The sequence below is a fragment of the Chryseobacterium oleae genome, from assembly GCF_900115055.1.
GTDB classification, from domain to species: domain Bacteria; phylum Bacteroidota; class Bacteroidia; order Flavobacteriales; family Weeksellaceae; genus Chryseobacterium; species Chryseobacterium oleae.
Window position 1 is genome coordinate 130,176 of the sequence record NZ_FOVD01000004.1, and the last position, 12,981, is coordinate 143,156.

14 protein-coding genes and 1 riboswitch are annotated in these 12,981 nt (G+C 39.7%); all 14 genes read left to right on the forward strand.

Features of this window, described 5'->3' with window-relative positions; genetic code table 11:
- Position 1 precedes the first annotated feature (1 nt).
- The 14 genes from BM143_RS14230 to BM143_RS14295 all read left to right on the forward strand — a co-directional run bounded on the left by BM143_RS14230 (position 2) and on the right by BM143_RS14295 (position 12,485).
- Entirely contained in the window at positions 2-1,264 is a 1,263-nt protein-coding gene (locus tag BM143_RS14230) for an efflux RND transporter periplasmic adaptor subunit (RefSeq protein WP_090025108.1), read from the forward strand.
- 22 nt (positions 1,265-1,286) lie between these two features.
- Positions 1,287-2,024, forward strand: coding sequence for a methyltransferase family protein (locus BM143_RS14235; protein ID WP_090025399.1), 738 nt, complete (start codon positions 1,287-1,289; stop codon positions 2,022-2,024).
- Positions 2,025-2,044: 20 nt separating this feature from the next.
- On the forward strand, positions 2,045-2,926 hold the full coding sequence (locus BM143_RS14240) for a bestrophin family protein (protein ID WP_090025109.1): 882 nt from the start codon (positions 2,045-2,047) through the stop codon (positions 2,924-2,926).
- 21 nt (positions 2,927-2,947) lie between these two features.
- Complete coding sequence (locus BM143_RS14245; protein WP_090025110.1) at positions 2,948-3,844, forward strand: cation diffusion facilitator family transporter; 897 nt, start codon at positions 2,948-2,950, stop codon at positions 3,842-3,844.
- A 15-nt stretch (positions 3,845-3,859) separates the two neighbouring features.
- The gene (locus BM143_RS14250; protein ID WP_047450562.1) at positions 3,860-4,279 is read left to right on the forward strand and encodes a Fur family transcriptional regulator; all 420 of its coding nucleotides are present in this window, start codon (positions 3,860-3,862) and stop codon (positions 4,277-4,279) included.
- A 44-nt stretch (positions 4,280-4,323) separates the two neighbouring features.
- A complete protein-coding gene (locus BM143_RS14255) occupies positions 4,324-6,288 on the forward strand; it encodes a heavy metal translocating P-type ATPase (RefSeq protein ID WP_090025111.1) in 1,965 nt (654 codons plus the stop codon).
- A gap of 421 nt (positions 6,289-6,709) precedes the next feature.
- Complete coding sequence (locus tag BM143_RS14260) at positions 6,710-7,072, forward strand: hypothetical protein (protein WP_090025112.1); 363 nt, start codon at positions 6,710-6,712, stop codon at positions 7,070-7,072.
- Between the two features lie 137 nt (positions 7,073-7,209).
- Entirely contained in the window at positions 7,210-7,485 is a 276-nt protein-coding gene (locus tag BM143_RS14265; RefSeq protein WP_047450552.1) for a YHS domain-containing protein, read from the forward strand.
- Positions 7,472-8,155 carry an SCO family protein gene (locus BM143_RS14270; protein WP_090025113.1) on the forward strand — a complete coding sequence of 228 codons (684 nt, stop codon included), beginning with the start codon at positions 7,472-7,474 and terminating at the stop codon, positions 8,153-8,155. The genes BM143_RS14265 and BM143_RS14270 overlap by 14 nt, the downstream gene beginning before the upstream one ends.
- Positions 8,156-8,364: 209 nt before the next feature.
- A complete protein-coding gene (locus BM143_RS14275; RefSeq protein WP_090025114.1) occupies positions 8,365-9,039 on the forward strand; it encodes a superoxide dismutase in 675 nt (224 codons plus the stop codon).
- 3 nt (positions 9,040-9,042) lie between these two features.
- Positions 9,043-9,411: a hypothetical protein gene (locus BM143_RS14280; RefSeq protein WP_090025115.1), complete on the forward strand. Its 369-nt coding sequence runs from the start codon at positions 9,043-9,045 to the stop codon at positions 9,409-9,411.
- A 254-nt stretch (positions 9,412-9,665) separates the two neighbouring features.
- Entirely contained in the window at positions 9,666-10,493 is an 828-nt protein-coding gene (locus BM143_RS14285; RefSeq protein WP_090025116.1) for an MbnP family protein, read from the forward strand.
- The gene (locus tag BM143_RS14290; RefSeq protein ID WP_090025117.1) at positions 10,486-11,532 is read left to right on the forward strand and encodes a cytochrome-c peroxidase; all 1,047 of its coding nucleotides are present in this window, start codon (positions 10,486-10,488) and stop codon (positions 11,530-11,532) included. The genes BM143_RS14285 and BM143_RS14290 overlap by 8 nt, the downstream gene beginning before the upstream one ends.
- Positions 11,533-11,543: 11 nt before the next feature.
- Positions 11,544-12,485 (forward strand): transporter, encoded by a 942-nt coding sequence (locus BM143_RS14295; protein ID WP_185116549.1) that lies wholly within the window; start codon positions 11,544-11,546, stop codon positions 12,483-12,485.
- A gap of 268 nt (positions 12,486-12,753) precedes the next feature.
- Positions 12,754-12,938, forward strand: a riboswitch (cobalamin riboswitch).
- The last annotated feature ends 43 nt before the right edge of the window (positions 12,939-12,981 follow it).

The window sequence follows — 12,981 nt, forward strand, 5'->3', positions numbered from 1 at the left end:
CATGAAAATAAAGCACAATATCATATCTCTGACCGTCACGGCACTTTTACTTGTAAGCTGCGGAAAAAAAGAAACGCCTGTTGAAAAACCCGAAGTAAAAACTGAAAAAGCTGAAGCCGGTCAAGAAGAAGCACCACAGACTATTGCTTCATTAACGGAAGAACAGATCAAATCCGTCGGGATATCTTTAGGTCCCATCGAAATGAAGGAACTTACTTCCACTGTGAAAGCCAACGGACTTTTGAGAGTTCCCAATAATAATAAAGCGACTATCACCTCTCTGTACGGAGGAGTGATCAGAACGCTGACTGTACAGGTAGGAAGCATTGTGAAAAAAGGGCAGGTGATTGCAACCATCGCGAATCCTGAATTTATCCAGTTACAGGAAGAATACCTGACGACGAATAGCAGAATTACCTATGCAGAGCAGGAATACAGAAGACAGCGTGAACTTTTTGACAATGATGCAGGTGCCAAGAAAAACCTGCAGAGTTCAGATGCTGAACTTAAAACCCTGAGAACGAAAAAAGCTTCCCTTTTGAGACAGCTTCAGATGATGGGAATCAGCCCGGGGAAAGTAAATAATGGGAATATGAGATCAGGATTGGTTATTACCGCACCAATCAGCGGAACCGTCAGCAGTATTTCAGCACAGATCGGAAGTTATGTAGATGTTTCGTCACCTGTTGCGGAGGTTATCGACAATAATTCTATCCACCTTGACCTGCAGGTTTTTGAAAAAGATCTTCCCAAAATGAGAGTAGGTCAGATCGTGCATTTCAAGCTGACCAATAATCCTGAAATTGAATACGATGCTATGGTGTACAGTGTAGGATCTTCCTTTGAAAACGAAAGCAAGACAGTTTCGGTACACGGAACGGTGACCGGAAATAAAGCAGGTCTCATCGATGGAATGAATATCACCGGAATTGTAAGCCTGGATAAGAATACAACGCCTGCCGTTCCTAATGAAGCCATCGTAGAAGCAGACGGAAAATATTATGTTTTCATCCGTACCGATAAAAAACCGGAGGAACATAAAGAGGAAGAAGGAGGAGACGATCACAAAAATGAAAAAGGAGAAGCTACTGAACATAAAAAGACTTTGAATTTTGAAAAAGTAGAAGTGATAAAAGGAACATCAGATATGGGCTATACAGCCATTACTCCTGTCAAAGGAATTCCTGCTGATGCCAGAATTGTAGTGAAAGGAGCCTTTTTTGTTAATGCTAAACTTTCCAATTCCGGCGGGCACGAACATTAAAATCAATATTAAATCACAAAATATGGCTTTAAAAGAAGAACTTGAAAAACAGGGAAACTGGCTGTTTAAATATCGGAGTATTCTGCCGATAGGAATTTTATTGGTGGGGCTGCTTGTTTTTATTGACACCAATCTGCAGAAGACGGCTACGGAATGCAGAGTATATTATGAACTGTTCTGTCTGTTTGTTAGTCTTGCAGGTTTAGGCATCAGAATATATACCGTGGGGCACACACCGAAAAATACATCAGGGAGAAACACTACCGATGGGCAGGTGGCGGATACCCTTAATACAACCGGAATATACAGTGTTGTAAGGCATCCGCTCTATTTGGGCAATTTCTTTATGTGGCTGGGGCCTGCTTTAATGACGGAAAATGTCTGGTTTATAATATCTTTTGTCCTTTTTTATTGGATCTACTATGAAAGAATCATATATGCTGAAGAGCAGTTTTTAGAAAGAAAATTCGGTGATATTTATAGAAACTGGGCTGGTAAAGTGCCGATTTTTATTCCTAAATTACAGATGTTTTCGAAGAGCAGACTGTCATTCAGTATAAAAAAAGTTCTGAAAAAGGAGAAAAACGGACTTTTTGCAGTGTTTTTAATTTTTATGATTTTTGATTTAATAGGAGAAGGCATTAAAAACCACACCCATTATAATGTACTGTTTATTGCAGGATGTATAGTGACGATGTTGATCTATATTGTACTTAAAGTAATAAAAACAAGAACTACATATCTGGAAAATAACAGATAAAATCAGTTAAATTTTGAATTATGCTGTTAAACAAGAAAATATCCATCTGGTATTTCATCCGTGAAATAAAAACCCAGATCCTGTATATGGGAATATTTGCTGTATCCATAGGATTATTAGACCTTCTCCCATGGTTCCGGAAAATCTCACTTCCCCTTAATATTCCGGCTCTTTTGGGAACGGCTGTATCATTGCTGCTGGCGTTCCGTACTTCCCAATCTTACGAAAGATGGTGGGAAGCCAGAACCGTCTGGGGCGCGATAGTGAATGATTCAAGGACCCTGATGAGGTTGGTCATCCAGTTTTTCCCGGCAGGAGAAGATAAGATCATAAAGGAATTTGCAGAAAGACAGATCATCTGGACCTATGCACTTGGTGAATCTCTGAGAAGACAGCCTTTTTCAGACCGGGTTCAGAATTATCTGAATGAGCATCAGATCAAAGCGGCGAATATTCCGAATGCACTTCTGGATGCCCATTCCCAACAGCTCAAAGAGACAGCTTCTTCAAAAGGCTTAACGGATTTTCAACAGATGCAGCTGAATGACATGATCACCAGACTCTGCGACAGTATGGGGAAATGTGAAAGACTGAAGAATACGGTTTTTCCAAGGTCGTACAGTATTTTGCTGCATACCTTAATCTATGTTTTTGCGGCCATCCTTCCTTTTGGGCTGGATGATGCACAGCTGGCTGTTGAAATTATCATTACGTTCCTGATTCCGGTCATGTTTCTTGCGATAGAAAAGACCTCCATTATCATGCAGGATCCTTTTGAAAACGGACCTGTAGACACACCTGTGACCTCATTGGCACAGACCATCGAAATTAATATTAAACAAATGACAGGAGATCAGAATGTTCCTGCCAAAAAAGATAATTCTTTGTATTACGAAATGTGATCCACTAAATTTCAGAAAAACATGGAAGAAATAAAAACACAGACAGGTTCACCGGCCAGCAGACATAAAAAGAATTTGCTTTTTGTCCTGGTGCTCAGCGGAACCTATATGATTGCTGAGGTAATCGGCGGCCTCGTTACCCAAAGTCTTGCGCTAATGGCAGATGCCGCCCATATGCTGACCGATGTGGTGGGCTTGTTTTTGGCATTTATTGCTATCAAAATAGGTGAGCGGAAGGCAGATGCTTCTAAAACATTCGGGTATTACCGGACAGAGATATTGGCAGCTGTAATCAATGCTGTCATATTACTGGCTATTTCGCTGTATGTATTGTATGAAGCGTACCAAAGATTTCAGAATCCTCCTGCAGTCCAGAGTAAAACAATGCTGATTGTAGCGGGGATAGGACTTGTAGTCAATATTATCGGAATGATGATCCTTAGAAAAGACTCAGAAGGAAGCCTGAATATGAAAGGTGCGTATTTTGAAGTTCTCTCAGATATGCTTACTTCCATCGGAGTCATGATCGCCGGAGTTATTATGCTGACAACGGGTTGGTATTATGCAGATCCAATTATTTCAGCATTGATTGGTCTTTTGATTTTCCCCAGAACCTGGCGTTTGCTGAAAGAAGCAGTTAATGTATTATTGGAAGGGACTCCCAAAGATGTGGATATTCACAAGCTGCGTCAATCACTGGAAGAAGTTCCGGGAGTGAAGGATGTTCATGATCTTCACGTATGGTCATTGACATCAAGCGTAAATGCCATGAGCGCACACATTGTCAGAGATAACGGAATGGCTCAGAATCCATTGCTGAAAACCTTGACAGAAGTGACCACTGCAAATTTTAAAATCAGTCATACTACCTTTCAGATTGAAGAGGAAGGCTATGAAGAACAGGAAATGCATCTTTAAAAATTAATTGTAGAAATGAAAAAAGATATAGAAACCAAACTCATCGATAAAAATACCAAGCCTACCAGCATGCGGATTCTGGTGTATGATTTTTTGAGTACACAGGAAGCTGCACTTTCCCTTTCGGAAGTGGAAAATCATTTTGATAATGCAGACAGAACGACGATTTACCGTACATTGAAAACGTTCGAAGAAAAAGGAATTGTCCACAGCATACAGGAAAATACCACGACAAAATATAAATTATGCGATGACGGCTGCGATGAGAAAACCCACAAAGACTGGCATCTGCATTTTTATTGTAAAATATGCAAACAGACCACTTGCAGAGAAGATATTTCCTTCCCGGAAAATGTTCAGACCAATTTCAGAATAGATGAAATAAGACTTTTTGCCAAAGGAATCTGCGAAAACTGTCTTGAAAGTTTGCAATAGTATTGCATCGTGTATAACCCTAATTTTACATCAAAATAGTATTTATGGAAGAATGTTGCAGTACAAAACCAAAAAAGAAAGAACAGCATACGCATGATCATTCAGAAGGAGACGGGCATGACCACTCTCACGATACAGGAGACAAAACACCTTTCCAGATGTTTCTTCCTGCCATCATCTCATTTGTGCTGTTGCTGATAGGAATAGCATTAGACAATTATATAAAAACAGAATGGTTCACAGGTTGGGTACGTTTAGTCTGGTATCTGGCCGCTTATGCTCCCGTAGGTCTTCCGGTTTTAAAGGAAGCGTATGAAAGTATCATCAAGGGAGATGTATTCTCCGAATTTTTCCTGATGGGAATCGCTACAGTAGGTGCATTTGTGATCGGGGAATATCCCGAAGGTGTGGCCGTAATGCTTTTTTATTCCGTAGGAGAAGTATTCCAGGGAATGGCGGTTTCAAGAGCCAAAGGAAATATCAAAGCCTTATTGGATCAGCGACCTGATGAGGTGACGATCATTGAAGCCAGTCAGCCAAAGACCATTAAAGCCAAAGAAACCAAAATAGGAGATATCATCCAATTGAAACCCGGGGAAAAATTGGCCCTTGACGGTGAACTGATGACTGAATCAGCTTCATTCAATACCGCAGCGCTCACCGGTGAAAGTAAACCGGATACTAAAACAAAAGGGGAAGCCGTACTGGCCGGGATGATCAATATGAACAGCATTGCTCTCGTAAAAGTAAATACCGCTTACGAAGACAGCAAGCTGAGTAAAATTCTGGAACTGGTTCAAAACGCCACCGCGCAGAAAGCCCCAACCGAATTGTTCATCAGAAAATTTGCAAAAGTATACACGCCAATTGTCGTATTTCTGGCCATAGGAATCTGTCTTCTGCCGTATTTCTTTGTTGATGATTATCAGTTCAGAGACTGGCTTTACAGAGCCTTGATCTTCCTGGTGATTTCATGTCCTTGTGCATTGGTGATCTCCATTCCTTTAGGATATTTTGGGGGAATTGGAGCTGCGAGCAGAAATGGAATTCTGTTTAAAGGAAGTAATTTCTTAGACAGTATCGCAGAGATCCAGAATGTGGTGATGGATAAAACCGGAACCATGACGGAAGGCGTTTTCAAAGTACAGGAAGTAAGCATTAACCCAGAATTCAATAAAGACGAAATCCTGAAACTGGTCAATGTACTGGAAAGCAAAAGTACACACCCGGTAGCCACCGCAATCCATAATTACGCAGGAGAGATTGATCATTCTATTCCCCTGGAAAATGTGGAAGAAATTGCAGGGCATGGTCTAAAAGCTTCCGTCAATGGAAAAGAGCTGTTGGTAGGTAATTTTAAGCTGATGGATAAATTCAATATCAGCTACGATACCAACCACGCCAATATCGTATACACGCTTATTGCCATAGCTTATGATAAAAAGTTTGCAGGGTACATCACCATAGCAGACAGTATAAAAAGTGATGCCAAAGAAACCGTTGACAACCTGCACAGAATGGGCGTAAAAGCCACCATGCTGAGCGGTGATAAAAGTACCGTTGTTAAATATGTAGCAGACCAATTGGGCATCGACAGTGCTTTTGGAGATCTCTTACCGGAAGACAAAGTAAATAAAGTAAAAGAAATCAAAGCCAAAAGTCAAACCGTTGCCTTTGTTGGGGATGGGGTGAATGATGCTCCTGTAGTCGCACTCAGCGACGTAGGAATTGCCATGGGAGGACTTGGAAGCGATGCTACGATTGAAACCGCAGATGTCGTTATCCAGGACGATAAACCAAGCAAAATCCCAATGGCGATCAATATCGGTAAACAAACCAAAAAGATCGTTTGGCAGAATATTGTTCTTGCCTTTGCGGTAAAAGCTGTAGTCTTAGTGCTCGGAGCCGGAGGTCTGGCAACGATGTGGGAAGCCGTATTCGCAGATGTAGGAGTAGCGATGCTGGCGATTTTAAATGCGGTGAGGATTCAGAGGATGAAGTTTGGTTAGGTTGCAGATGGTAGGTTGCAGGTAGCAGGTAGCGGCTGTCAAACAATAGCTTCTAGGATAAGCGATCCATTATTAGGATTATAAAATTTTATCGGAGATAAAATCCTTGCGCCTTAAAGCATCCTTTTTGTCATATTCTTCGCGCCTTTGCGATTACAAAACACAACATCATCTATTTAAAATAAAAACACCCAAACCTTATAGATTTCCAAAATCTATAAGGTTTTTTCATAAAAAAAAAAGAATCTGCAAAATCACCACAATCCGCGCGAGCAAACTATCACAACAATAAGAAACCTTACTTTCCCTAATCCCTAATCCCTAATCCCTAATCCCTAATCTCCAAAATAATCAATGACATTCATCATAAATAATCTATAAACCCAATTTGAGTAGTATATTTGTACAACAGAACTGATCATTGAGACTTTTTATATCCATATTCATCATTTTTACCATTGCATTACGACCTGTTTTGCCATTGGTGAACTATGCCGTGAACTATGATTATATTGTAAAAAACCTCTGTGAGAACAGAAATGTTCCTCAGTCAACGTGTAAAGGGAAGTGCTACGTAAGCAAAGAACTGGCGAAAACAGAGAAACAGTCCAACAATTCCCAGGTCATCAAAATATCCGTTCTGGATGTTTTTGTTTCCCACGATACCCTTTCATTTTTAGGCCTGAAAGAATCTGAGACTGAAGATGAGGCTATACATTCTGATTATAGTCTGGATCATCATTCAGAATATTTTTCCAGGATATTTCATCCTCCTTTAGCTTAAATTTTCAACTATTCTTTTAGTTTTTTCTCAAAGTGTCTTCGTTTTTTATGACCTGATGTTGTAAAAGCGGTGCTGACCTTTGTGTTAAAAATTAATTCACACATTCATCATACTATCAATTTCAATTGACCATTAAAATGAAATCAAAAATTATTTTGACTGCACTATTGTCAGTTTCATTATTCGCCTGTGGCCAGGAAACCCCTAAAGTAAAGCATAAAAAGAGCACTGCCTCTTCAAAATCGACTGCTAAAAAAGTGAAATTTGCCAATGCGGAAGATCCTATCTGTCACATGAAAACAGAAGACGATATGAAAGATACGGCAGTCTATAAAAATAAAACGTACGGTTTTTGCAGTAGCTTATGCAAGGACGAGTTCAAAAAAAATCCTGAGAAATATGTCCAAAAATAATAAGACCAAAAACGGAGCAAAGAGAAAGGTGATCATTCCGATTGCGATTTTCGCTCTTCTGTTTCTGGGAATAGGTGTTGGAATGGGATATTTCAAGAAGAACCTGTACACCGTAATGAAGGTTCCCGATTTTAAACTCACCGACCAGAATAACAAAAAAATCACCAATAAAGATATGCTGGGAAAGGTATATCTGGTAGAGTTTTTCTTTAGCAGATGTCCTACGATTTGTCCTGTGATGAACCGGAATATGAGATTTATTGAAGATGAGGTAAACAGTCCTGAATTCGGGATTATTTCAATAAGTATAGACCCGGAAAATGATACACCCGCTGCATTGAAACAACATGCTAAAAGTGTCGGAGCAAAATCTCCGGACTGGCATTTTCTTACCGGAGACAGGGAGTATATCGGAAAGTTGGCAGACCAGTTCAATATCTATGTAGGGGATAAGGAAGACGACAGCGAAAGTCTTAACCACAGCGGAATGATCGCTTTGGTGGATAAAGAAGGAAATATCCGTTGCAGATACAATAAAGATAATATGCCTATCCTGTATTACTCAGGATTGAATTATGAAGATCCGGAAGGGAAAACTGCTAAACTTAACGGCAAGTATCATCCTGACAGAGAAATATTGATTGAGGATATTAAGAAATTATTGAAATAGAGTAGGGAAAGGGAGATGGAAGAATGAAGCTGGAAGGTAATGATGAGGATAATGATTGATAGAGCTCATGAATGCAGATGGTTAAAAAAGATGAGATGAAGAAGTATCAATGAAGGAGAGTCATCTTCAGACAGAAATGTCTTCGTGCTTCCATCATCCTGCTTCCCTTTTATAAAAAAAATATTGTTAAACCATAAAAACAAAACGTTATGAAGATTTTGAAAATAGCAGCTGTAAGTGCCGTATTTGCCGCACAGTTCGCTTTTGCGCAGTTTAAGCAGACACCGCTTCCGTACGCATACAATGCACTGGAAGGTTCAGTAGATGCACAGACGATGGAAATTCACTATTCAAAGCATGCTGCAGCCTATGTTGCCAATTTGAATAAAGCGATTGCCGGAACGCCACAGGAAAAACAAACGCTTTTCCAGATTCTTTCAGGAGTTTCTAAACTGACGCCAGCGGTAAGAAATAATGCAGGTGGACATTACAACCACGAGCTTTTCTGGACCGTTCTTACGCCTGTAAAAAACACGCAGCCTTCTGAGAAACTGGCTAAAGCGATTACGGAAACTTTCGGAAGTATGGATGCTTTTAAAGAAAAAATCAGCAAAGCAGGTGCAGATCGTTTCGGTTCAGGATGGGCATGGCTTTCTGTGGATAAGAGCGGAAAATTATTTGTGTCTTCTACAGGAAATCAGGATAATCCTTTGATGGATGTGGTAGAGGAAAAAGGAACTCCAATCTTAGGAATTGATGTTTGGGAACACGCTTATTACCTGAAATACCAGAACAAGAGAGCAGATTATCTTACTGCCATCTGGAATGTGCTGAACTGGAAAGAAGTGAGCAGAAGATATGATGAAGCCGTAAGCAAGAAATAAAAGATGAATTTAATTTGCAGCATATTCCTCACTCTTTATATGGTGTTCAGGCCTCTGATCCCACTGATGGAGTATGCTGTAAATTATGATTATATCTCCACCACTCTTTGTATCAATAAAAGCAACCCGGAACTTCACTGTAATGGTAAATGCTACCTGAGCAAAGAACTCGCAAAAACAAATGATTCTGATTCTTCGCCTTTAAACAAAACCAAAAATTCAGGACAGAAAATTCTCGATATCTGTACACTCCCTGAAATTACGGGAATCAATAAAGCGGAAAGTTTTCTTTCTTTACACTCCAATTTTCTCTACGAAACAGCCTATTCTTTTCTGTTTCTCAAACACATTTTCAAACCACCGGTTTTTTAAGTTCAATTTTAATCTTTACCGACCGCAAAGACCATAAAGAATTTTCTTAAGCATTTCGTCATACATACTATTTTAAGGTTAGTATGAAAAATCGAAGATTTTAAAAAGCTTAAGTGTTCTTCTATGCAGTTTTTCAATTCACTTTAAACAACTGAAGTGTTAAAAAACTTTTGTGCCTTTTGTGGTTAAAAAAAATGAATGTTCACCCATTCAAAAACATTTCTATTTTAAAAAATTCAACTTAAAAAATCAAAATGAAAATTTATAAATTTTTATCATTACTCTTTATTGCCTTTAATTTATTCACTTTATCATCATGCCGAAACAGCGATGACGACGATTCACAGGAAACTTCAACCGGAAACCTGCAGATAAAATTTGAAAACGGATTCAATAATCTGGGGAATATCGTACTCAACCAGACTGTGCAGACTTCAGCTGCCGGGCAGAAACATAATTTCTCAGCTCTAAAATACGTGGTCAGCAATATCACACTGATTGATGAAGGTGGAAACGAATTCAAATACAATGAAAATAACCCGGATAAAGGAGCTTTTATCATAGACCAGGCAGATGCCGTTGCAGGAGTGGTCTATATTGATCTGAATGGTATTCCGAAAAACAACTATAAAAAAGTGAAATTCGGACTGGGGATCAGCCAGAAGGCTTACCTGCTGGGACAGAACGGTCAGGCAGAATTCTGGAATAAAGCTAAACAGAAAGGGATGTCCTGGTCATGGGCAGGCGGCTATATTTTTGTAAAACTGGAAGGGAAATACGGAATATCCTCTGCAGATACAGAATTCATGAACCATACCGGAAATATGGGAAACATAACAGCCAATGATGTGCCTGATCTTTATCGGGAAATTACGTTGAATCTTCCGACTACAGCCAGAGTAACAGCTCAGGTAAGGCCTTCCATCCACATTCTTGCAGATTTGAATCAGTTTCTGAGCGGCAGTAAAACACTTTCTTTAACGATAGGAAATAACATGATGATGGGTTCAGGTCCGCATCTTTTGGATGTGACGAATAACCTTACTGCAATGTTTAAAGTAGATCATGTTCACAATGATTAGGATTTTATTAAAAACAATATTGCTGGTCATTACATTTCTGAGCTGTTGGTCCTGTTCAGATGAGGTAATGCAGCCGCTGGAAAAAGATGAGGCCTATTCATTGCAGTTTCCATCGTACTTTCCGGAAATGACTTTCGATTCATCCGGGAATCCGGTGACGAAAAACGGAGTAGAACTGGGTAGAAAATTATTTTACGAAGGCAGGCTTTCCAGAAATAATACCATATCGTGCGGTTTTTGCCATATCCAGGAAAATGCTTTTACACACCACGGTCATAATGTAAGCCATGGGGTAGATGACAGGATTGGAATCCGTAATGCGCCACCCATTCAAAATATGGCATTCCTGAAAAGATATATGTGGGACGGCGTGATCCATAACCTGAATGAGCAACCCATCATTCCGATCACGGATGCCAATGAAATGGACAGTTCAATGCCGGAAGTACTTTCTAAATTAAAAGATGATCCGATGTATAAAAAACTCTTCATGGCAGCTTATGGTGACGAAAATATGACTGGTGAAAGAGTTTTAAAAGCGCTGTCGCAATTTATGGTCAGCATGATTTCCGCAGATTCGAAATATGACAGGGTTAAACAGGGAAAAGAAAATTTCACCTCTGACGAATCTCAGGGATTGGCTCTTTTTAGCCAGAAATGTACTTCCTGCCACAGCGGAGAATTATTTACCGATGAGAGTTTCAGGAATACAGGAATGTATTATAATAATCAGTTCAAAGATGCGGGCCGTCACCGTGTGACCCTTGATCAGAATGATTGGATGAAATTCCGTGTACCGAGCCTCAGAAATGTAGAATATACGGCACCGTATATGCATGACGGAAGATTTTACACGCTGAGCGCAGTTCTTAATTTCTATTCAGACAGTGTGGAAGACAATCCGAATCTGGACCCGCAGCTGAAACAGAACGGACATGTCGGAATTGCGATGAATACGCAGGAAAAGCAGTTTATCATCGCCTTTTTGAAAACCTTATCCGATAAAAACTTTATTTCTAATCCAAAATTTGCAGAATGAGCATCATGAACATGAAAAACATAATTTTTATACTAAGCCTGACATTATCATTAGTCTGTCAGGCTAAAACGGTCAACGATAGTCTGTATATAACAGATCCGATAAATAGGATTGTATTTGATGACTGTGATGCGTGCGGCTGTGCGGCAGGAAACGGATCTTCCGGTTTTGAGTCTTTACTGAATCCTCAGTTTATCGGGATAAAATATTTTGCCCAGCATTATAAAGCCAAAGAAAACCTTTTTGTAAAAGATCTTACACAGGACCAGTATTTTAATACCCTGCAGGTTTGGGGGAAAATTCCATTGACACAAAAACTGAGTGTATACGCCAGCCTGCCCTTTCATTTTCATGAGAAGAGAACCATGCAGGGCGATATCAACATTAATGGTATCGGAGATCTGAACCTGATGGGAATCTATAGGATCATCAGCTCCAAAGATAATTTTCATCAGCTCAACGGTGGTTTGGGCGTGAAAATTCCTTTGGGGAAATTTGATGAAAAAGGTGCTTCCGGCGTCAACCCAAGTTTTCAATTGGGAACAGGAAGCTGGGATTATCAGGCCGCTTTGAACTATAAGTTTCAAAAGAATAAACTGGCTGTGCTGGTCAATACAGATTATACGGTAAAAACTGAAAACAAAAAGAATTACCGTTTCGGAAACCAGTGGAATTACGCCGCAACGGGGTTTTATCAACTTGCAGGAAATGAAAAAACTATTTTCTCTGCCAAAGCCGGACTTCAGGGCGAAGTCTATGATAAAAACAAACAGTTTGATGAAGTATTGCCCAAAACAGCCGGAAGCGCTTTATATGGAAAACTCGGTTTCGAGGCTTCCTATAAAAAGTTCAGTCTGGGTGGGGAAGTTATGCTTCCTGCTTATTCCAATCTGGCAAGCGGGGACATTGAAGCAAAATCCAGATTCAGTGTTTTTATCAATTTTGGAATCTAAGGTCATGGTGGCTGCCACCCGGCGCAAATGATTCAATGTTCATTACATGAGAAGTAATTTTACATTTCACTGTAATTTCTAAAAAAAACTGGTGGCTGAGGATCCCGAAGCCACCGGTTTTTATACAATTTCTTCTTTGCAAACTTGCTTTTATCCATTAAAAAGAGAGTCTTTAGGATTTTTAGTCATTAAAAAATATCGTTTAAGACGTTTTTATAGTGTTGATAGTTAATTTATTATGTGATGTATTGCATCTGTTAATTATTTTCTATCTTTGCCGAAATCTGGTGCGCTGTAACAAGCACTTAAAAGGGAATCCGGTGTAAATCCGGGACAGACCCGCTGCTGTAAGCTCCACATCAAAGTTTTTGAAAATTATATCCACTGTTTTTTAATGGGAAGGATTTCAAAAACGGAGTAAGTCAGAAGACCTGCCAGAAGATAAACGTTTGATGCTTTCGTGGAATAAAGCTTAGGACAACAATGATTCTGTGCA

Bases quoted from the DNA above. Each gene is read 5' to 3' on its own strand.
- BM143_RS14250 (WP_047450562.1), top strand. From the start codon at position 3,860: ATGAAAAAAGATATAGAAACCAAACTCATCGATAAAAATACCAAGCCT.
- BM143_RS14285 (WP_090025116.1), top strand. From the start codon at position 9,666: ATGAAAATTTATAAATTTTTATCATTACTCTTTATTGCCTTTAATTTA.
- BM143_RS14295 (WP_185116549.1), top strand. From the start codon at position 11,544: ATGAAAAACATAATTTTTATACTAAGCCTGACATTATCATTAGTCTGT.
- BM143_RS14265 (WP_047450552.1), top strand. From the start codon at position 7,210: ATGAAATCAAAAATTATTTTGACTGCACTATTGTCAGTTTCATTATTC.
- BM143_RS14230 (WP_090025108.1), top strand. From the start codon at position 2: ATGAAAATAAAGCACAATATCATATCTCTGACCGTCACGGCACTTTTA.
- BM143_RS14255 (WP_090025111.1), top strand. From the start codon at position 4,324: ATGGAAGAATGTTGCAGTACAAAACCAAAAAAGAAAGAACAGCATACG.
- BM143_RS14280 (WP_090025115.1), top strand. From the start codon at position 9,043: ATGAATTTAATTTGCAGCATATTCCTCACTCTTTATATGGTGTTCAGG.
- BM143_RS14275 (WP_090025114.1), top strand. From the start codon at position 8,365: ATGAAGATTTTGAAAATAGCAGCTGTAAGTGCCGTATTTGCCGCACAG.
- BM143_RS14290 (WP_090025117.1), top strand. From the start codon at position 10,486: ATGATTAGGATTTTATTAAAAACAATATTGCTGGTCATTACATTTCTG.
- BM143_RS14235 (WP_090025399.1), top strand. From the start codon at position 1,287: ATGGCTTTAAAAGAAGAACTTGAAAAACAGGGAAACTGGCTGTTTAAA.
- BM143_RS14245 (WP_090025110.1), top strand. From the start codon at position 2,948: ATGGAAGAAATAAAAACACAGACAGGTTCACCGGCCAGCAGACATAAA.
- BM143_RS14270 (WP_090025113.1), top strand. From the start codon at position 7,472: ATGTCCAAAAATAATAAGACCAAAAACGGAGCAAAGAGAAAGGTGATC.
- BM143_RS14240 (WP_090025109.1), top strand. From the start codon at position 2,045: ATGCTGTTAAACAAGAAAATATCCATCTGGTATTTCATCCGTGAAATA.